15 protein-coding genes and 1 other RNA gene are annotated in these 20,365 nt (G+C 57.0%); 1 reads left to right on the top strand and 15 read right to left on the bottom strand.

Going from position 1 to position 20,365, the window contains the following annotated elements:
• Positions 1-24: 24 nt before the first annotated feature.
• From dusB to DW806_RS01690, 9 genes are all read right to left on the bottom strand, one after another.
• Positions 25-1,008 carry a tRNA dihydrouridine synthase DusB gene (dusB, locus tag DW806_RS01730; RefSeq protein WP_118728913.1) on the bottom strand — a complete coding sequence of 328 codons (984 nt, stop codon included), beginning with the start codon at positions 1,006-1,008 and terminating at the stop codon, positions 25-27.
• A gap of 150 nt (positions 1,009-1,158) precedes the next feature.
• Complete coding sequence (locus tag DW806_RS01725) at positions 1,159-1,668, bottom strand: DedA family protein (protein WP_158574603.1); 510 nt, start codon at positions 1,666-1,668, stop codon at positions 1,159-1,161.
• Positions 1,669-1,785: 117 nt separating this feature from the next.
• Positions 1,786-2,046: a hypothetical protein gene (locus DW806_RS01720; RefSeq protein ID WP_118647868.1), complete on the bottom strand. Its 261-nt coding sequence runs from the start codon at positions 2,044-2,046 to the stop codon at positions 1,786-1,788.
• Between the two features lie 57 nt (positions 2,047-2,103).
• Complete coding sequence (locus tag DW806_RS01715; RefSeq protein ID WP_118728912.1) at positions 2,104-4,458, bottom strand: SpoIIE family protein phosphatase; 2,355 nt, start codon at positions 4,456-4,458, stop codon at positions 2,104-2,106.
• Positions 4,459-4,732: 274 nt separating this feature from the next.
• A complete protein-coding gene (locus DW806_RS01710) occupies positions 4,733-6,658 on the bottom strand; it encodes an ABC transporter ATP-binding protein (protein WP_118728911.1) in 1,926 nt (641 codons plus the stop codon).
• Positions 6,658-8,388 carry an ABC transporter ATP-binding protein gene (locus tag DW806_RS01705; RefSeq protein ID WP_118728910.1) on the bottom strand — a complete coding sequence of 577 codons (1,731 nt, stop codon included), beginning with the start codon at positions 8,386-8,388 and terminating at the stop codon, positions 6,658-6,660. The genes DW806_RS01710 and DW806_RS01705 overlap by 1 nt, the downstream gene beginning before the upstream one ends.
• Positions 8,388-8,894 carry a MarR family winged helix-turn-helix transcriptional regulator gene (locus DW806_RS01700; RefSeq protein WP_118728909.1) on the bottom strand — a complete coding sequence of 169 codons (507 nt, stop codon included), beginning with the start codon at positions 8,892-8,894 and terminating at the stop codon, positions 8,388-8,390. The genes DW806_RS01705 and DW806_RS01700 overlap by 1 nt, the downstream gene beginning before the upstream one ends.
• Before the next feature lie 541 nt (positions 8,895-9,435).
• Complete coding sequence (locus tag DW806_RS01695) at positions 9,436-9,945, bottom strand: HD domain-containing protein (protein ID WP_118728908.1); 510 nt, start codon at positions 9,943-9,945, stop codon at positions 9,436-9,438.
• 211 nt (positions 9,946-10,156) lie between these two features.
• Positions 10,157-10,471, bottom strand: a complete 315-nt coding sequence (locus DW806_RS01690; RefSeq protein ID WP_118728907.1) for an MGMT family protein — start codon at positions 10,469-10,471, stop codon at positions 10,157-10,159.
• A 217-nt stretch (positions 10,472-10,688) separates the two neighbouring features.
• Here DW806_RS01690 and gdhA point away from each other — a divergent pair, with 217 nt between their 5' ends.
• A complete protein-coding gene (gene gdhA, locus DW806_RS01685) occupies positions 10,689-12,032 on the top strand; it encodes an NADP-specific glutamate dehydrogenase (RefSeq protein ID WP_118728906.1) in 1,344 nt (447 codons plus the stop codon).
• A gap of 439 nt (positions 12,033-12,471) precedes the next feature.
• Here gdhA and DW806_RS01680 read toward each other — a convergent pair whose 3' ends face one another.
• From DW806_RS01680 to DW806_RS01655, 6 genes are all read right to left on the bottom strand, one after another.
• The gene (locus DW806_RS01680; RefSeq protein WP_117491423.1) at positions 12,472-14,067 is read right to left on the bottom strand and encodes a peptide chain release factor 3; all 1,596 of its coding nucleotides are present in this window, start codon (positions 14,065-14,067) and stop codon (positions 12,472-12,474) included.
• Positions 14,068-14,572: 505 nt separating this feature from the next.
• Positions 14,573-15,172 carry a recombination mediator RecR gene (gene recR, locus DW806_RS01675; RefSeq protein ID WP_110435225.1) on the bottom strand — a complete coding sequence of 200 codons (600 nt, stop codon included), beginning with the start codon at positions 15,170-15,172 and terminating at the stop codon, positions 14,573-14,575.
• Complete coding sequence (locus DW806_RS01670; RefSeq protein ID WP_118728905.1) at positions 15,172-15,525, bottom strand: YbaB/EbfC family nucleoid-associated protein; 354 nt, start codon at positions 15,523-15,525, stop codon at positions 15,172-15,174. The genes recR and DW806_RS01670 overlap by 1 nt, the downstream gene beginning before the upstream one ends.
• A 14-nt stretch (positions 15,526-15,539) precedes the next feature.
• Positions 15,540-17,165, bottom strand: coding sequence for a DNA polymerase III subunit gamma/tau (dnaX, locus tag DW806_RS01665; RefSeq protein WP_118728904.1), 1,626 nt, complete (start codon positions 17,163-17,165; stop codon positions 15,540-15,542).
• Between the two features lie 282 nt (positions 17,166-17,447).
• Positions 17,448-17,714, bottom strand: an RNA gene (gene ffs / locus DW806_RS01660) — signal recognition particle sRNA large type.
• A 55-nt stretch (positions 17,715-17,769) separates the two neighbouring features.
• Complete coding sequence (locus DW806_RS01655; RefSeq protein WP_118728903.1) at positions 17,770-20,160, bottom strand: transglycosylase domain-containing protein; 2,391 nt, start codon at positions 20,158-20,160, stop codon at positions 17,770-17,772.
• Positions 20,161-20,365 lie beyond the last annotated feature (205 nt).

Here is a 20,365-nt window from a genome sequence, read left to right as displayed (position 1 = left end):
CCTCTCTTTCTCTTACCTTATTTATTATATGTTCTCCTTCGCCGAAACGAAGGCTTTCAGTTCGTCTGCAATTTCATACAGGTCACTCAGCTTGGTGAGTGCGCAAATGCGGTTCTTGAACGTCTTGACACCGCTTTCCCGCTTGAGATAGCAGTTAACGTGTCGGCGTGCCTCGAGCATGGCGATATGCTCGCCCTTCTGCTCGGCGGCAAGCTCAATCTGCCGCACGGCCGTGTCAATGCGCTCCGCGAACGGCGGCAGCGCCGGACAGATGCCGGTCTCAAGCAGTGCATTCGCCCGCTCGAACAGCCACGGATCACCGAGCGAACCGCGCCCGATCATCACGCCATCCGCGCCGGTGTGCGCGAGAATGCGGACCGCGTCCTCGGGTTCGGCCACATCTCCGTTGGCGAACACCGGAATGGAAACCGCCTGCTTGACTTCACGAATCGCATCCCAGTCGGCGGTGCCGCTGTACTGCTGCGAGCGCGTGCGTCCGTGCAGCGTGATCGCTGCCGCGCCGGACTGCTCAGCCATTCTGGCAAATTCCACACAGTTGACGCTCTTTTCATCCCAGCCCTTGCGGAACTTGACCGTTACCGGCACATCGACCGCGTTTACGACCGCTGCGATCACCTTGGATGCCAGCTCCGGCTCCTTCATCAGCGCGGAGCCGTCACCGTTGTTCACGATCTTCGGCGCCGGACAGCCCATGTTGATGTCGATGATATCACAGCCGGATTTCTCCAGTGCGAGTTTTGCGCCTTCGGCCATCGTGTCCGGCTCGTGCCCGAAGATCTGAGCAGCCGCCGGATGCTCGTCCGCACCGAGTTCAAGCAGACGCGGCGTTTTCTTATCCTGATAGCACAGCGCCTTTGCGGAGACCATTTCGGTCACGGTCAGCGCCGCGCCGTGCTCCCGGCAGATATGGCGGAATGCAAGATCGGTCACGCCTGCCATCGGTGCAAGCGCCAGTTTTCCGTTGATTGTTACGTTGCCGATCTGCATATCGTTCCTCCGTCTTATACATTATATAACGGTGTATATTTTACCATAACACGACTGCAAATGCAACGTATAGAATGGATTCACCCATTTTCCGACCAAAGAACGCAAAAACAGGGTAAATCCGAGGATTTACCCTGTCGATATATTCGGTTACATGACCATGCTGAGGATCTTCTCGCTGAAGAAATAGCCGAACGAGATCAGTGCGGTATTCCACACGGCAATGCCTGCCGCAGACCAGCCGACGAACCACTTGACCGGCATCCGGAGCAGTCCGGCCGGAATGGAAACAATGGTGCGGATACACGGGATCACACGGATGATCGCCAGTCCACGCCCATGCTGTGCGTCGATAAATTCGTGGCATTTACGCACGAGCGACTTAAATTTCTTGCTCCTGCCGAACAGCTTCTCCATCACCGGTTCGCCGCCCCAGTAGCACACGGCGTAGATGACCAGACTGCCGAGCACACCGGCGATCACGCTCAGAAAAACCGTCAGCGGCAGCGACAGCTCGCTCCGGGCAATCAGCACACCGACGCACGGCATGATAACGCCTGCCGGAAATCCGGGCAGGTTCATATATTCGCAGAAAACCACGGCACAGACCAGGATCAGTCCGTACTGGTTGAACAGCTGAAAAAAGGTTTCGGCCGTCATAATAGCCGCCTCCGTTTGATCTATAGTAGGCGAAAACCGAAATTTCCGTCTGTATACTATAGTATACCAACCAAAACCGGAGGGTACAAGAGAACGGCCGCTCATTTTATAATCTGTTTACAAAACGAGCGCCGTCAGCGCCCATATAGTGCCGATGAGCAGTGCGCCTGTGCAGAATCCGGCCAGCAGAGAAAGACCGTCCGCCTTTCTTCTCGACCGCCGTCTGCGCGGCAGATAGCTGTTTGCGATGCGGCAGGCCTCGCGCACCATGTCGCCGCGCGGCGCATTGTAGTCCCGCACAAGGAAAATAGCCTGCTCGAACAATGCCGGCTGCTCCGGCTTGACGACAATGACGCGGCGGCTGACGCCTCGTACCATACAGATTCCTCCTCTCTTTGTTCCATCATTCCCCTCTTTCGTGATTTTATACCAGTCTCATTCCAGCTTTTCGATTTTCATGACCATTACCGTTCGGTCGTCATCATGTCCTCGGCCTTTCGCCTCGTTCACAAGCTGTGCCGCGATCTCCTTTGGGCTGTCGCCTGCATGCGCGATGAGCAGCTGCCGCACCCATTTATCGTCCGTGCCGTCGGTCACGCCGTCCGAGAGCAGAACCACGATATCGCCGTCGTTCATCTGCAGCGGCACGGCATCGCCCAGCTCGTCCTCCTCCGCCAGACCGATGGGCAGCGCCGTGCCCGGCAGGATGGTCCATCGACCGTTCAGCCGCATGTAGGTCGGTGCGGCGCCGCACTTGAGGTTTTCCGCGCGTCCGCTGAACAGGTCGAGCGTGAATGCGTCCAGTGTGGTGAAGCGCATGCCGTCTGACCGCAGGCGCAGCGCCGGAGAGACCGCGTGCAGCGCGTCTCCGACCGAAATGCCTGCACGCAGGAACCGCTCGAGCGAGGTGATGAGCATGCGGCTGTCCCGCGACGCAGCGGCACCCGAGCCCATGCCGTCCGACAGGAGCAGGCATGCCGTTCCGGTGTCGGTGAGAAAGTAGCACGCGTTGTCGCCCGAGACCGACGCGCCCTCCTTCTGCTGACGGCCGATACCGACCACCGCACGGTACGGCGCCCGCTCGTGCATCTCAACGTGGATGCCCTGGCTGCCCTTTTTCTTCTCCGGCGCAGTCAGCGTCACGCCCAGCAGCGCGGACAGACCGGCCGAAAAGCCGTCCCCCTGCTTCATGATGTCGTCAATGCCCTCGCCGTATAACTCAACGGTCAGCCTGCCCTGCGAATCCCGCACCGCGCACACGCGGTCGATCCATCCGAACGCTGCCGCGTACCGGCGCACCTGCCGCTCCATCAGCGGCTGCGCCGTTTCATCCTGCGTGACCTCCGCGCCAAGCTGCCGAAGAATATCCGTAATGCCTGCGTATTGCCTGGCAAGCAGGCTCTGGTTTTCCTCCTGCTGCCGCCGAAGGCTTTCGCGTTCGCGCAGCGCAAACAGCGCACTGTTGATGGCACGCATCAGCTCGGGCAGGCGCGCACACCGTGCCGCAAAATGATAGGGAAAATCGCTCATTTCCGCTCGCCCGCGCTGCAGCATCGGCTGGGTCACATCATTGAGCGCCGCCAGCGTGCTCACATAGTCCCGCTGCCAGCACTGCGTACACAGCATGCAGTTTTTGCAGACATGATCGCTCGCGTAGTCGAATACCGCCCGAATATTCCGGTCTCCGGCGGCTTTTCCCTCGCTGACGCCATGCAGCATAGCAAGGTACAGCTCGTAGAACGCCTGCGCCGCCTCGGTCGCACAGGTGCCCGCGAGTCTGCGCACGCGCTGACTGGCGGCTTCGCCCATCAGGGTATCCGGCAGCAAGCTGCGCCGGATGGCCTCCCACACGAAGGGCGGCAGCGCCACGAACAGGAGGACCGCGCAGAACAGCTCTGCAATCAGCGGAATGAACAACGGATGCTCCACGCCGAGCATAGCCGCGCACAGTCCGCCGCCGAGCGCACAGACCGAAAACCAGCCGCGGCCGCTGTCGTGAAACAGTCCGGCAACGAGCGCACACAGACCGTAGCAGCAGGTGAACAAGGCTCCGTAGCCGATGTTGAGATCCATTGCCGCGCCGAACGCGACACCGGCTGCCGCGCCCGCCGCCGGTCCGCCGAGATACGCCGCCGCCAGCACAAGCAGCAGCGCCCCCGCTCTCGCGGGAGCGAACACACCGAACAGATTGATACCCGAAAGCGATAAAAGCACGGTCGCGGTCAGCACCAAAAGCGTTACCGGTCTGCGCCAGTCGTTTTCGTCGCGCGGCGGTGCGAAGGCCGCGCCGTACATCCAGCACACGCCGAACGTGATGCCCTGCACGAGCAGGAATGTCAGCACCGCCGGTGCGGTCAGTTCTGCACCGAGCGGCAGGAACACGAATGTACACGCCGCGCTTGCAAACGTCGCCACACAGGGCGCAAACCACCGCTCGGACATCACCCGCAGACCGGCGCACACGCTCATCACGCACAGCACCAGCAGCGCTGCCGCGGCGTAAATACCGCCGTGGAATCCGTCGCCGCGCAGCATAACGCCGCACACCAGACCGCCGAGCGCGGAAAGTCCCGCTCCTCGAGCCATCAAGGCCGCCGCCATCGCCAGTCCGAACGGCATGTACCCGCCGAGGATGGTTCCCTGTGCCAGCACCGCACACAGCACGAATCGCTGTGCGCCTGTGATGAGCGTCCGCAAATGCTCCTGTTTCCATAATCCGGCAGCCCATGCTGCTGCATGCCCGATCCGCACCGGTATCGACGCGGACCGCCTTGCCCTTTGTTTATCCATTTCGTTACGCCTCCCTTGCTGTTTTCCCAGTATATCCCAACGCAGGCGTGCCGCTTGGCGGGAAATAACAGCGGAAATTGCGTTTTGAAAAAAATTAAGCGCATATTCCAACTTTCGAGCGCGTAAAACGACGGCAAAGTGCGGAAAGCGGCTCTTTTGCCGCAGAAGCCCAACCGATAGACCGCCGCCGGCGGTTTTTCTGTTTCTGCGCACAAAAAAGAACCCGAAATCTTCGTTTCGGGTTCTGATTCTGCAGGTTTCGAGCAGAAAGCACTTATTCCAATTCAAACGCTCCGGTATAGAGCTGATAATATTTGCCGTGTTCCGCGATCAGCTGATCATGGTTGCCGCGCTCGATGATATGACCGAGCTGCAGCACCATAATAACGTCTGCGTTTTGAATCGTGGACAGGCGGTGCGCGATAACGAACACCGTACGTCCGTACATGAGGCCGTCCATGCCGGCCTGCACGATGGACTCCGTGCGGGTATCAATCGAGCTGGTCGCCTCATCGAGGATCATAACCGGCGGATCGGCAACCGCCGCACGCGCGATGGAAAGCAGCTGGCACTGCCCCTGCGACAGACTGCCGCCGTCACCGTCGATGACGGTATCGTAGCCGTCCGGCAGTCGGCGGATGAAGTCGTCCGCATTGGCAAGCTGCGCCGCAGCCACGACTTCCTCGTCGGTCGCATCCAGACGACCGTAGCGGATATTATCGCGGATGGTGCCGGTAAACAGGTTGGTATCCTGCAGAACGATGCCGAGCGAGCGGCGGAGATCGGCTTTTTTGATCTTATTGATATTGATGCCGTCGTAGCGGATCTTGCCGTCCGCGAGGTCGTAGAAACGGTTGATCAGGTTGGTGATGGTCGTTTTGCCCGCGCCGGTTGCACCGACGAACGCGACCTTCTGACCGGGTTCGGCGTACAGTGTGATGTCGTGCAGGACGATCTTATCCGGATTATAGCCGAAATCCACATCAAAGAAGCGGACATCGCCGCGGACCTGCGTATAGGTGGTGGTGCCGTCCTCGTGCGGATGCTTCCACGCCCAGATGTTGGTCTTTTCCGGGGTTTCAGCGAGTTCGCCGTTCTTGTCGTACTTGGCGTTGACGAGAGTAACGTAGCCGTTGTCTACCTCAGGCTCCTCGTCCATCAGCTCAAAGATACGCTCGGCACCGGCGAGCGCCATAACAATGGAATTGAACTGCTGCGAGATCTGCGTTACCGGCTGGGTGAACGACTTGGTCAGCTGCAGGAAGGACGCGATAACGCCGATGGTGATGCTGTTTCCGACCACGCCGGACAGCGCCAGCGCACCGCCGACGACCGCAACCAGAACGTACAGCAGGTTGCCGATGTTCATCATGATCGGCATGAGGATGTTTGCGAAGGTATTCGCGCTCGCAGCGTTCTCGCGCAGCTCATCGTTGAGCGCATCGAACTGCTCCTTGCACTTTTCCTCGTGGCAGAACACCTTGATGACCTTCTGGCCGTTGATCATTTCCTCGATATAGCCGTTGACCCTGCCGAGCGACTTCTGCTGCTCGAGGAAGTACTTCGCGGACTGACCGCCCAGTTTCTTTACCACCTTGAGCATGACGCACACGCCGAGCAGTACGAACAGCGTCAGCCATACATTCGTCACCAGCATGCCGATGAACACCGAGATAATGGTCATCGCTGAGGAAAACATCTGCGGCACGGACTGGCTGAGCATCTGCTGCAGCGTATCGGTATCGTTGGTGAAATGGCTCATCAGATCGCCGTGGGTATGCGTATCGAAGTAGCGAATCGGCAGCTTCTGCATGTGCGCGAACATCTCGTCACGCACCTTTTTGAGCACACCCTGCGAAATGCTGACCATCAGCCAGTTGTAGACAAACGTAGTCGCAATGCCGATGAGATAGATCACCGCCATGCTTATCAGCGCATGCAGCAGGCCGGTAAACACCGGAGCTGCCTGCAGCAGCAGCGGAGAAATATAGTCGTCGATCAGGCTTTTGAGGAACATGGAGCCGGCCACGTTTGCCACAGCCGACAGCAGAATGCAGATGAGTACAACCACAAACTGTACGCCGTAGCCCTTCTGAATATATTTCATAAGACGTCCGAGCGTCTTTTTCGGATTTTTGCTGCGCTTTCCGCCCCTCATGCCTCTGCGGCCGCCGGGTCCGCGCATCTGAGATCCTGCCATTATTCCTCACCGCCCTTTCTGTTCTGCTGGTTGTAGATTTCCTGATAGATCGTGTTGGCGGCGAGCAGCTCATCGTGTGTGCCGACAGCCTGCACGGTGCCGCCGTCGAGAATGACGATCTGATCCGCATCCTGCACAGAGGAAACGCGCTGTGCAATGATAATCTTGGTCGTGTCCGGGATTTCCTCCGCGAATGCCTTGCGGATGAGCGCATCCGTTTTGGTATCGACCGCACTGGTCGAGTCATCAAGAATGAGGATCTTCGGCTTTTTCAGCAGCGCACGCGCAATGCAGAGTCGCTGCTTCTGACCGCCGGAGACATTCGAGCCGCCCTGCTCAATGTGGGTGTCGTACTTATCCGGCATCTGCTGGATGAATTCATCCGCCTGTGCCAGTCGGCATACGCGCTCGAGCTCCTCGTCCGAGGCGTTTTCGTCACCCCAGCGAAGGTTTTCCTTGATCGTGCCGGAGAACAGCACGTTCTTCTGGAGCACCATGGCAACCTGATCGCGCAGCGCCTCGATATCGTAATCGCGGACATCCACGCCGCCGACCTTGACCGTGCCGTGCGTGGTATCGTACAGGCGCGGAATCAGCTGCACGAGCGTAGACTTCGCGGAACCGGTGCCGCCGAGAATGCCGACGGTCTGACCGGCCTTGATATGCAGGCTGACGTTTTTGAGCGCCAGCTTGCGCTCATCGCCCTTGTAGCTGAAGGAAACGTCGTCAAACTCGATCGCGCCGTCCTTGACCTCGTGAATCGGGTTTGCGGGATTGTGCAGGTCGGGCTGCTCATCGAGGATTTCGGCAACACGCTCTGCGCTCGCCTTGGCCATGGTGATCATAACGAAAACCATCGCTACCATCATCAGGCTCATCAGGATCTGCATCGCGTAGGAGAACATGCCGGTCAGCTCGCCGGTGGTCATCGAGCCGCCGACGATCAGACGCGCGCCGAACCACGAAATCAGCAGCATGCACGCGTACATGCAGAACTGCATCAGCGGCATAACGCCTGCCATGGTCTTCTGTGCCTTGGAGAACGTGCGGTACAGCATACCGGAAACGCCCTCAAACTTTTCGGTCTCGTGATCCTCACGAACATAGGTCTTAACAACGCGGATGCCACGCACATTTTCCTGTACGACCGTGTTCATGCGGTCGTAGATTTTGAATGCACGCTCAAAGACCGGACCGACAACCTTCATCAGGATGCCCATGCCGATTGCCAGAATCGGCAGCACCGCGAGGAATACGAGCGCCATCCTGCTGTTGATCTTCATCGCCATGAACAGCGCAAAGACCAACATGACCGGGCAGCGCACCGCGATGCGCGTGCACATCTGAAAGGCGTTCTGTACGTTGGTAACATCGGTGGTCAGACGGGTGACGATCGAACCGGTGGAGAACTTATCAATGTTGGAAAACGAGAAATTCTGCACATTGTAGTACATATCGTGACGCAGATTGCGGGCAAAGCCGGTTGAGGCTCTCGCCGCAAAGGTGCCGGCCGCCGCGCCGAACACCAGTGCGAGCATGGCGCACAGCACAAGGATGATGCCGTATTTCCAAATGGCGGCCATATCCTGCCCGTCAATGCCCTTGTCGATCAGCAGCGCCATAACCAGCGGAATGATGACCTCCATCACGACCTCGAGCACAACGAAAAACGGCGTGAGCAGCGCGTCTTTTTTGAACTCACGCACACTTTTCAGCAGTCGTATTATCATTATTTCTGTTCCTCCCTGCACATATTGCATTGGTACTGCTCCAGATTGGAGCGGATTTTCTCACAGACCGCAAACCAGCCCTTCAGCTCGTCCTCGGTGATGTCCTGCCGCAGAAGCTGTTCCATCTGCTTCATGCGCTCAGTAATGTATTCATCCATTGCACGAGCCTGCTCGGTCAGCACCAGCCGTTTCAGGCGGCCGTCATGCTCCACCGGCTCACGGCGGATAATACCGTGCTGCTCCATCAGCTGCAGTATGCCCGTTGCGGTCGAGCGGCGCATCTGGAACGCGTTTTCCAGATCCTTCTGGAATATATCGCCCTGCTTTTCATGCATAATAATGTGATGGACAATCATCGCCTGCATACCGGTCACATTCGCTGCATTCACAGTCTTTTCGGTCATACACGCCATCTGCCGCCGAAGCAGATTATGCAGCATACCGATTTCTGCACCGATGCGGTCGTCCGAGTGAGCGCAGCATTCATTATGGTCACAGCAATTCATTGTTAGCCTCCTTACTGTTAGCTTGCTAACATATTATACACCGTCATTCGGCAATGTCAACGAGTTTCACGAAATGTTCACATTTCGTGAAGTGGTCGCTTGAGAAGCGAGAGGAATCTTGCCTACCCGGCAGGGGCACAAGAGGGTAGACACCAAGGTTTCTACCCTCTTGTGAATCACCCGTTTCCTAAACATAGCACGGCGAAAATCGGAGAGCGGCGACCGCTGCGAAAAGAAGAACGGCAGTCGGGTTATCCCTTTGTAGGGGCGCGCATTGCGCGTCCATTACTTTACCTCTACGCAATGCTAGATACCTTTCTACTACACATACCGGCTACTCTACGCAGGCGCGGCATGACAGTGCCGTGCAACTCGGTTACACGTTATTGCGCCCAACATCTACGAATTCCATTCATTTGTACTATTTACATATCATATCCGTAGGGCGGGGTGCCCTCACCCCGCCGTTTCTCTCTGATTTGCACCAATAAAATGAAAAAATGGAGAATGAAAAACCATCTGGTTCATTCTCCATTCTCCATTATTTCGCCTGATGTGTCGGTTTGAGAAACATTTCTTCAAGATACTGCTTGCCGGTTTCGGTTCGGAACACGCGGTCTTTCGCGGTTTTACACTGCTCCGCCGTCATGCCGTCCTCGTAGGCGTTGACAAGGAAATCCGCTTCAAGCAGAATACGGAAATCTTTTTCCTCTCCGGCGGTATAGGTATGGTGATGCGCGATGAGCCACTGCACGCGCTCGCTCTCCCGCTCATCTGCGCCGCACTGCTGCAGCATGGGAGCCGCGACCGCCGGACCTTCCATCTCCTGCCAGTGTCCGCCGCTCGAGCCGTGCTTCCGTTCGGCTTCGTGGATGCCGATATCATGCAGAACGGCTGCAGCTTCCAGTACATTCTGCTTCTGCTCATCCAGACCTTCCCTGCGCCCGAGCAGGCGGCTGTATGCGTATACCTTTATAAAGTGCTGAATCCGTTTTGCGTCGCCTGCGTCATACGCGATGGCGAGCGCGGTCAGCTTTTCGATGTCGATCATGCGTGTCACTCCTTTGGCGCAAGCATAGCACCGCACGACCGGATTTGTCAAGTCAGGGTAATACCACATAATTGAACAAGAGCGATTTACGAGTAAATTTTGCGGTCTGACTATGCGTGATTTTGCGGTAATACTTTGTGTATTACCGTGAAAGCACAACGACGTCAGAGCACAAAATTTCCGTAAAGCGCCGCAGTTTAATTGTGCGGTGTTACCCTAATCCTGTCCAGCCGTATTTCGCCATATCCACGCGGCCGTCCTTGGTGAACTCGATGCCGTCCGCTTCGAGCAGTGCGCGCTGGATATCCGCGCCGCCGAACGCAAACGCCGGTGACGTTCGTCCGTCTTTCGTCACCACGCGGTAGCACGGAATACCCTCCGGATCGGGATTGGCATGCAGCGCGTAGCCAACGACGCGCGCCCATCTCGGATTGCCCGCGAGCAGCGCGACCTGCCCATAACTGGCCACCGTTCCGCGCGGAATTTTCTTCACCACTGCATATATACGGTCAAAGCTGTTTGCCATGGCTGTTGCCTCCTTCTTTTACTTTATTATATCAAGTCAGATTGCCAATATCCATAGGTTTTTCGGCCTAAAAAACTGTATAATTTTATCGTGCTAAAGTATTGCATATGCAAAAAAATTGCTATATAATAGAACCGTCACCAAATATAAAAGCATTCCACTCGGATTACTTACGAAAGTTAAGCGAGTGGTATAGAATGTAAGGAGGACAATAAAAATGGCACTTACCAATTCTTATCTGCAGGGCGTGTACGAAACCGTACAGAAGCGCAACCCGAATGAGCCGGAGTTCCAGCAGGCAGTTTACGAGGTTCTTGAGAGCCTTGAGCCGGTTGTTGAAGCTCGTCCGGAGCTCGAGAAGAACGGCATCATGGAGCGCATCGTAGAGCCGGAGCGCATGTTCATGTTCCGTGTACCGTGGGTTGACGATCAGGGCAAGGTTCAGGTTAACCGCGGCTTCCGCGTACAGTTCAACTCCGCAATCGGCCCCTACAAGGGCGGTCTGCGTCTGCACCCCTCTGTTAACGCATCCGTTATCAAGTTCCTCGGCTTTGAGCAGTGCTTCAAGAACAGCCTGACCACTCTGCCGATGGGCGGCGGCAAGGGCGGCTCCGACTTCGACCCGAAGGGCAAGTCCGATGCTGAAATCATGCGTTTCTGCCAGTCCTTCATGACCGAGCTGTGCAAGCACATCGGTCAGTTCACCGACGTACCGGCCGGCGATATCGGTGTTGGCGGCCGTGAGATCGGCTTTATGTTCGGTCAGTATAAGCGTCTGCGCAACGAGTACACCGGCGTTCTGACCGGCAAGGGCCTGTCCTACGGCGGCTCTCTGGCCCGCACCGAGGCTACCGGCTACGGCCTGTGCTACTACATGAAGGAAATGCTCGCATACAAGGGCACTTCGTTCGAGGGCAAGACTGTTGCAATCTCCGGTTCCGGCAACGTTGCAATCTACGCTTGCCAGAAGGCTACCCAGCTGGGCGCTAAGGTTGTTACCATGTCCGACTCCAACGGCTTCATCTACGATCCGAACGGCATCAACCTGGATGTTGTTAAGGACATCAAGGAAGTTAAGCGCGGCCGCATCAAGGAGTACGCTGAGCGCGTTCCGGGCAGCACCTACACCGAGGGTCAGCGTCCGTGGGGCGTAAAGTGCGACATCGCTCTGCCGTGCGCAACCCAGAACGAGCTGAACGAGGAGAACGCAAAGGCTCTGATCGCCAACGGCTGCAAGTTTGTAGCTGAGGGCGCTAACATGCCGTCCACCCCGGAGGCTGTTGCAGCATTCCAGGCAGCCGGCGTATTCTTCGGCCCGGCAAAGGCTGCTAACGCAGGCGGCGTAGCTACCTCCGGTCTGGAAATGAGCCAGAACTCCCTGCGTCTGTCCTGGACCTTCGAGGAAGTTGACCAGCGTCTGCACGACATCATGGTTAACATCTTCCACACCTGCATCACTGCAGCTGAGAAGTACGGCCACAAGGACAACCTTGTTATGGGCGCTAACATCGGCGGCTTCGAGAAGATCGCTGACGCTATGCTGGCTCAGGGCGTATGCTGATTTTCGATTGAAAGGGCGCAGCCCTTTCAATCGAGGGACGCCCTTGACAGGCGCTGCCTGTAAGGGCTACCGCAATAAAAGAGCACCGGAATTTCGATTCCGGTGCTCTTTTATTATTTGCTAAAAATGACCCGGCAAAGCTGGGCCATTTTTGTCGCGCTGAAAGTGCTCCATTTGATGCGCTCCGCGGCGTGATAGGTTATCTGGGTGCTGAAATCCCCGTCGGGGATTTTATGGGTTGGCGTGAACGCTGTCGCCCGCGAAGGACTCACCGCCGACAGGCGGCTGTCCTGTGGGTGCAGTTTGCGGGGCATACTGCGTATTTTATGCCGCGAACTGCGTTCGCGGGTGCGGGACCCGGCGGCACAGCCGCCTGTGTCCCTTATTGCACATCCGGCTGCTCTGTGCAAAAAAGACCGCCGTAAGGCGGTCTTTTATCTTATGCGTTTTCGGAAAAGTCCGCGAGACGCAGGTTCTCGTTATGGTCGGTTGCGTAGGTGATATTCCACGGCGAGGTAAACAGCAGCAGGCTATTGCCCTTGAGATCCTCGACGATCTTGGTATCGCTCGTGAGCTGGAGCTTCTTGATGTCGAAGTCCTCCTCGTCATTCTCAACCCAGCGAACGTGCTCATACGGCAGGTTTTCGCGGATGATCTCAACGTTATACTCGTTCTTCAGACGGTACTCGAGCACCTCAAACTGCAGCACGCCGACAACGCCGACGATAACCGATTCCATACCGGCATTCGGCTCGCGGAAGATCTGGATGGCGCCCTCCTGTGCAATCTGCTCGACGCCCTTGACGAACTGCTTGCGCTTGAGCGTATCCTTCTGGCGGACAACGGCAAACAGCTCGGGTGCGAACGTAGGGATGCCGGAGAACACGCACTTATGCTTGGGATCGCACACGGTATCACCGATGGAGAACACGCCCGGATCGAAAATACCGATAATATCGCCCGCATACGCCTCATCGACGATAGAGCGGTCCTGTGCCATCAGCTGCTGCGGTGCGGCAAGCACCATCTTCTTGCCGGACTGAACGTGCAGCACGTCCTGACCGCGCTCAAACTTGCCGGAGCAAATACGCATGAACGCAACACGGTCGCGGTGCGCCTTGTTCATGTTCGCCTGAATCTTGAACACAAACGCGGAGAAATGCGGGTCGAACGGGTCGATCACACCGATGTCAGCGGTACGCGCGGTCGGCGGCGGCGTCATCTGCAGGAACTTTTTCAGGAACGGCTCAACGCCGAAGTTAGTCAGCGCGGAACCGAAGAACACCGGCGACAGCTTGCCCTCGTGCACAGCCTTGAGATCAAACTCATCGCCTGCACCGGAGAGCAGCTCCACATCGTCGATCAGCGTCTGGTACTGATCCTCGGGCAGCAGACCCTCGAGGATCGGATCGTCGATCGACAGGCGCTGCGCCTTGACCTCGTGGCGAAAATCCGCGCCCTCAAACGCGATAACCTCATCGTCCATACGGTCGTACACGCCCTTGAAGCGCTTGCCCGAGCCGATCGGCCAGTTTACCGCATAGGTGCCGATGCCCAGCTCATTCTCGATGTCCTCGAGCAGCTCGTACGGGTCGCGTGCCTCACGGTCCATCTTGTTGATAAAGGTGAAGATCGGCACGCCGCGCATCGCGCAGACCTTGAACAGCTTGCGGGTCTGTGCCTCGACGCCCTTGGAGGCGTCAATGACCATCACCGCCGAGTCAGCCGCCATCAGCGTGCGGTAGGTATCCTCCGAGAAGTCCTGATGACCCGGGGTATCCAGAATATTGATGCACTTGCCCTCATAGCGGAACTGCAGCACCGAGGACGTTACAGAAATACCGCGCTGCTTCTCGATCTCCATCCAGTCGGAAACCGCATGACGGCTGTTTTTCTTGCCCTTGACCATGCCGGCCTCCTGAATGGCTCCGCCGTAGAGCAAAAACTTCTCCGTAATGGTGGTTTTACCGGCGTCAGGATGCGAAATGATTGCAAATGTGCGCCGATTTTCAATTTCTTTTTTCAGGTCTGCCACAGACTTTTTCCTCCCGATCTATCAAAAATCTAATATTGTTGTAGAATGTACACAGAATGTTCACAATTCACCAGTATTATAAATGACGTGGAAAGCGTAAGATCCCCCCACATGTTCTTGCTTTCTACTCTCTATCCTACCTTTTATTGCGGGAGCAGCCGGACGAAAGTTCGGCTGTTCCTGTTTTTTTACCTTTTTCAAAGGTAGAACGAAAGATGCGGCACCCGCCGCATCGGGGCAAAAGGGTAGACACCTACGGTTTCTACCCTCTTAACTCCCGTTCCCCTTTTCGAAGCGGTCGCCGGTCTCTGATTTGCGTCAGGCTAACAAACAACAGGAAACTGGAGTCCCAAGAGGATAGTACTCGTTTAATCCGCGCACGGCGCGGGAACAAGGTTTAGTGGCCTACGGGCAAACCTTGGTGTCTATCCTTTTGGACCACCCAGCTGGACCAGCTGCACCGATTCGATTCAGCCGAACCGCCCATAAGGCTGCAAAGAAGCCATTACAGCTCCTTTCGCCCCTCCAGTGCACGGGTCAGCGTCACCTCATCAACAAACTCCAGATGCCCGCCAACCGGAATACCATACGCCAGCCGCGTAATCTTGATGCCGAACGGCTGCAGCAGCCGCGAAATGTACATCGCCGTGGCTTCGCCCTCGGTGTCCGGATTGGTGGCGAGGATAACCTCCTCGGTCTCCTCCTCCGCCACACGCTTGACCAGCTCACGGATACGGATGTCGTCCGGTCCGACGTGCCCCATCGGAGACAGCGTGCCGTGCAGCACATGATACAGACCCTTGTACTCCTTCGTGCGCTCGAACGCGATTACATCGCGCGGCTCTGCCACCACGCAGATCACCTTCTGGTTGCGCGTCTTGTCCGAGCAGATCGGACAGATCTCGCTGTCCGTCAGATTCTGACAGCGCTTGCAGGTGAACGTCTTGGCTTTTGCTTCACGGATGGCATCCGCAAACCGCTCGGCATCCTCTTTCGGCAGGTCGAGCACATGAAACGCCAGCCGCTGTGCGGTCTTCTGGCCAATGCCCGGGAGCTTTGCAAACTCCTCGATCAGCCGTTCGACCGGCGGTGCAAAAAGCTCCATTACAGCAGACCGCCCAGACCGCCGCCAATGCCGCCCGTAATCGCGGACATCTGGCTCTGCGACTTGTCGGAAGCCGCCTTGAGCGCCTCGTTGACCGCTGCAACGACCAGATCCTGCAGCATGTCGATGTCGTCCGGATCAACAACGTCCGGCTTGATTGCAATGCTCTTGAGCGTGGAAGTGCCGGTTACAGTCGCGGTAACCATGCCGCCGCCTGCCGTGCCGGTGGATTCCATCTGCGCGATCTCCTCCTGCGCCTTGAGCATGCTCTCCTGCATCTTCTGTGCCTGCTTCATCATCGCCTGCATGTTCATGCCACCGCCGAAGCCGCCGAAACCCTTACCCTTTGCCATAATAAAAGTCCTCCTTAAAGCTGTTTCACTTGAATATCCATTGATTTAGCGCGGTCGATCAGTTCATCGACTGCGATATTTTTTTTCACAACAAGCTCCTCGCCCGCTTCGCGCACCTTGACCTTGATGGGTGCACCGTTCAGCTTGGCCGCCTGCTCCCGGATGACCGAAATGGTCGGCTCCTTTGCCGCGAGAATGGCCGTCATTTTGTCCTCGCAGAGAATGACGAGCGCGTTGTCCTCGAGCACGCCTTTCGCGCTCAGCTTGATATTGGTGTGTGCGCCGATGTTGATCTTGCCGGTCAGCGCTTCGAGCAGCGGCTGCCACTGGCTCCACAGCGTCACTTCCTGCTTAGGCGTGTCTGCGGTCCCGTCTTCCTCTCGCGCCCAGTCAGGCGCATCCTCGTCGTCCGGAAGCGGCGGTGCATCATCGTCACTCGGCGGAGGCGGCACATCGCCTGCCTGCTGCGCTGCTGCTGCAGGCATCATCTGCACCGGAACACCGTTCTTCAGCTTTTCCTCGAGCGCTTCTACACGCCCGCCGAGCGTGTCATAGCTGTCAGCCCCCAGACTGCACAGCCGCACCGCGCACAGCTCAGCCTCAACGCGGCGGTTGGCTGCCGTGCGCATATGGTCGAGCGAATCGCTGATAATGCGGCTCCACGCGATGAGCGTGGACGACGCCAGACCGTCACACAGCGCCTGCAGCGTCTTTACGCTGTACGCCGGAGAAATAAGCGCGGAAACGTCGGTCTTGCTGGTCTTGACCAGCAGTGCATCGCGGATCAGGCCAAGCATCTGATCATATACGGACGCCAGATCACGGCCTGCGTTGTAATATTCGTCCAGCAGACCGACCGCCGCCGCGAGATCACCCGTTTTCAGGTGCTCGGCCAGGCGAATGCCATCGTCCTGACCCATGACGCCAAGCGCCGCCGTGACCGTTTTCTCGTCCACCGCACCGGCTGCCGCCGCACGGTCGAGCATGGAAAGCGCGTCTCGCATGGCGCCGTCCGCCAGCCGAGCGATCAGGCGTGCCGCACCTTCGGTCAGCGCAATGCCCTCACCTGCCGCAACATCCAACAGCCGGCGGGCAATATCCTCCGCACCGATCCGGCGGAAATCGAACCGCTGACAGCGCGACAGAATGGTCGCAGGTACCTTGTGCAGCTCGGTGGTAGCCAGAATGAACAGAACGTGCTCCGGCGGCTCCTCGAGTGTTTTGAGCAGCGCATTGAACGCACCGATGGACAGCATGTGTACCTCATCGATGATGAACACGCGCTTGCGAACCTGTGCAGGCGTGTAGCGCGTCTCATCGCGCAGGTCGCGGATATTGTCCACACCATTGTTGGACGCCGCGTCAATCTCGGTCACGTCCAGCACCGAGCCGTCCAGAATGCCGCGGCACGCCGCACACTCGTTGCACGGATCGCCGTTCACCGGATGCTCGCAGTTGACTGCGCGCGCGAGGATCTTCGCACAGGTGGTCTTGCCGGTGCCGCGCGTGCCTGTAAACAGATATGCATGGCTCAAACGTCCGGACTGCAGCTGCGCGCGCAGCGTGTCTGTGACATGCTGCTGCCCGATCACATCCGCAAACGTCTGCGGCCGCCATTTGCGGTATAAAGCCTGATACATTACGAAAATCCTCCCCTCAATAAAATAAAGAGGCGGGCGTAAGCCCGCCTCAAAGCGTCCTCTCGCGGACTTTGTCCGCCATTCAATAGAACATTTCGGCAACGCCGGAATGTTCATAAAAACCCGCGACATGTGCGTGGGTTTTTATGCAAGACGGAGCAAAAGTTTCGACCATCGGGAGGAACTTTTGTCCCGCCGGGATTTGTCCGAGCCGCAGGCTCGGCATATCCCCTTCGATCGAAAGCGTGGTTTCAATCGAGATTCGTTCAGCGCCCCACAAGACCGCACACAGGTAATTCGAATACACACACCCGGCTGCCTTTCCGCATTTCGGGCTCAGAATCGGCAGATCTGCGGCACACGATGGTTTCTGCTTAATGCTGCTCGGTTCCCCGCCTGACATGGTTCACAGTCCTCCGTTGCGCAGTACCGGTCCCTCATCGCCCTGTGAGTGGCTGCCTCGCCGCATGTGTGCTCCTTGTTACCCGCATAGTCCCCGCTGAAGCGGATTGCGGGTTCAAGGCACCGCTAACGCCCCGACTTGTGCGGCCTTGTGCGGCGCTGAACGATTTTCAGTTTTCAGTTTGTGCCGAACAATTCGGCTTTATGCTTCCGGATCCTCCGAGCTGTCTCCGCTGTCTCCGCTGTCGCCACCGGAATCGCCGCTGTCGCCCGAATCGTCTCCGCTGTCACCGCCGTCTCCGCTGTCGTCACCGGAATCGCCGCTGTCGCCGCTGTCATACGATCCGCCGTCACCGGAATCCTCATTGCCGGTGCCGGTATCCGAAGAGCTGCTGTCCGAATCGCTGTCATCTTCTTCATCGTCGTAGTAATAATTATCTACGCCCATGCTCTCGAAATCATACTTGTTTTCGATATTCTGATGACTACAGGTCTCGGTCGGAGCCTTGCCCTTCCAGAATCGGCCGGTTGCAGCACGTCCCGCAGCGCGGCACGCACCGGATGCCAGCAGACCGGTATCCATACAGTAGGTGACTTCCTCGAAATCCTGCGGATGCGAGTCAAATACCAGACCGGAATCACCCGCATGCACCTTCTGCATAACGGCCAGCCAGATATTCGCCGCATTGCGGCCGTACAGGCCGTCCAGACGGTAGTTATGCTCGTAGCCTACCCATACCGCACCGGAATACTTCGGCGTGATGCCGCAGAACCAGATATCGGTATTGGAGGTGGTGGTACCGGTCTTGCCGCCGGTTTCTACACCGTCAAGCTGAATGCCGTAGGCGGTACCGTGTGCGGTAACGTTCTGCAGACAGTCGAGCATATAATAATCCGTGCGGACATTGGTAAAGCCCTTATCCGTGTTGGGTGTATTCTCCATTACGGTGTTGCCTTCGCTGTCCGTCACCTTGGTGTAGGTGCGGGTACCGCCGCAAACGCCATCATTGATGAAGGTCGAGAAACCGCCCGCCATCTCACGAACGGTAACACCGTCCGTCAGTGCGCCAAGCGCCAACGGTGCAAGGTCGATATCCGACTGCACGGTACCATCCTCGTTGGTGCGGCTGTCTACCAGCTTAAAGCCAAGCTGCTGGGTCAAAAAGTTAAACGATACCTGCGGTGTCAGCGTTTTGAGAAGCTGTGCAGAGACCGTATTGAGCGAACGGGTCATGCCCTCCTTAATGGTCAGCTGACGGCCGGTCGGATATTTGCCGTCGTTCATCGGCCACGGATTGCCCTCTTCATCCTCCATGAGCGCACGATCATAAATCGTGCTGTCCGGCGTGACGATGCCGTTATCCATCGCCGGTCCGTAAGCCGAGAGCGGCTTGAGCGAAGAACCCGGCTGACGGCGTGCGTCAGACGCATAGGAGAAACCACGGCTGCTGGTCTTTTCACCGCGGCCGCCGGCAATACCAACGATATTGCCCTGCTTGTCCGTGATGACCATGGCACTCTGCGGGATTTCGCCGTACTTCTCGGTGTTCGGGAAATTATCTGCGTTAGCCCAGACCTCATCGAGTGCATTCTGCACCTTGGTGTCGATGGTCGCATAGATGTTCAGACCGCCGGAGTAAACCATGTTCTCCGCAACCAGACGGGAATATCCCTTTTCGGTCATCAGGTCGTTGATCACGTCCTTGATAACTTCATCGGTGAAGTAGCTGTAGGTGGACTTGATCTCCTGCTGATACTCCTCGTAGGGGCGGTAGTTAAGCTCCTCTGCTACGGCAGCCTCATACTCCTCCTGCGAGATCATCTTCTGATCGAGCATCTGTGCAAGGATGGTCTCCTGACGCTTCTTTACCTTTTCGGGATGGTTATAAACGTCGTAAATCGACGGGTTGTTGGTAAGACCTGCCAGTACGGCGGATTCTGCCAGATCCAGCTGCGATACATCCTTGTCAAAGTACTGCATCGCCGCAGTCTGCACACCGTAGCTGTTGTAGCCCAGATAGATCGTGTTCAGGTACATGACCAGAATACGGTCCTTGTCGTCAATCTCTTTCTCGAGTGCAAACGCGCGGAAAATCTCGTTTACCTTGCGCTTTACCGAGTAATCGTTATCAGCCGTGATGTTTTTGATCAGCTGCTGCGTTATCGTCGAGCCGCCGTACTGCGTGCCGCCGAGCAGCCAGCCCTTGACCGCACCGATCGTGCGCACCCAGTCTACACCGTGGTGCTTGTAAAAGCGCTCGTCCTCGATTGCAACGACTGCGTTCTTGAGGGTATCCGGAATCTTGTCGCTGTCCACCCATTCACGGTTTTCCTTGCCCTTGATGGTTTCGTACAGCTTGTATTCATCAGAATCCGATTCCTTAGCATAGATGAATGAATTCAGATTCAGACCCAGTCCCTTGCTGATCTCCACCGCAGTTTCCTGCGCGGACGGATTGATATAGATGTGTACATACAGCGCAAACGCAATACCGCAGAAGCAGCCGCACAGCACACCGATCAATACCAGTGTAATCAGTATGCGGGAGAACAGATGTCCGATTCCCGTTCCTTTTTGATTGCCAGTTGCCAATTTGTTTTCCTCCTTGCCCTACGATATGCACCGCAGGGTCCTGTCGGGTAAGACGAAGAACACGTCCTATTTGTTCCCGCACACGGTCTTGTTTTTTTGAAGCACCGTGTATTGTTGGCAATACCGTAAAATTCATCGGTATTACCGTCTTATAAGGCTAAATGAATTGTACAATAGCTGCCTGTGCCGATTTTCTTCCGGCAGC

The sequence above is a fragment of the Butyricicoccus sp. AM32-19 genome, assembly GCF_003480365.1.
Classification (GTDB): domain Bacteria; phylum Bacillota; class Clostridia; order Oscillospirales; family Butyricicoccaceae; genus Agathobaculum; species Agathobaculum butyriciproducens.
The sequence above is the reverse complement of the archived record's forward strand: the minus strand, read 5'-3'. Positions and strand labels throughout refer to the sequence as shown.

Coding starts and splice junctions, on each gene's coding strand:
- dusB (WP_118728913.1), bottom strand. CDS start 1,008: ATGCAGATCGGCAACGTAACAATCAACGGAAAACTGGCGCTTGCACCG.
- DW806_RS01725 (WP_158574603.1), bottom strand. CDS start 1,668: ATGACGGCCGAAACCTTTTTTCAGCTGTTCAACCAGTACGGACTGATC.
- DW806_RS01720 (WP_118647868.1), bottom strand. CDS start 2,046: ATGGTACGAGGCGTCAGCCGCCGCGTCATTGTCGTCAAGCCGGAGCAG.
- DW806_RS01715 (WP_118728912.1), bottom strand. CDS start 4,458: ATGGATAAACAAAGGGCAAGGCGGTCCGCGTCGATACCGGTGCGGATC.
- DW806_RS01710 (WP_118728911.1), bottom strand. CDS start 6,658: ATGGCAGGATCTCAGATGCGCGGACCCGGCGGCCGCAGAGGCATGAGG.
- DW806_RS01705 (WP_118728910.1), bottom strand. CDS start 8,388: ATGATAATACGACTGCTGAAAAGTGTGCGTGAGTTCAAAAAAGACGCG.
- DW806_RS01700 (WP_118728909.1), bottom strand. CDS start 8,894: ATGAATTGCTGTGACCATAATGAATGCTGCGCTCACTCGGACGACCGC.
- DW806_RS01695 (WP_118728908.1), bottom strand. CDS start 9,945: ATGATCGACATCGAAAAGCTGACCGCGCTCGCCATCGCGTATGACGCA.
- DW806_RS01690 (WP_118728907.1), bottom strand. CDS start 10,471: ATGGCAAACAGCTTTGACCGTATATATGCAGTGGTGAAGAAAATTCCG.
- gdhA (WP_118728906.1), top strand. CDS start 10,689: ATGGCACTTACCAATTCTTATCTGCAGGGCGTGTACGAAACCGTACAG.
- recR (WP_110435225.1), bottom strand. CDS start 15,172: ATGGAGCTTTTTGCACCGCCGGTCGAACGGCTGATCGAGGAGTTTGCA.
- DW806_RS01670 (WP_118728905.1), bottom strand. CDS start 15,525: ATGGCAAAGGGTAAGGGTTTCGGCGGCTTCGGCGGTGGCATGAACATG.
- dnaX (WP_118728904.1), bottom strand. CDS start 17,165: ATGTATCAGGCTTTATACCGCAAATGGCGGCCGCAGACGTTTGCGGAT.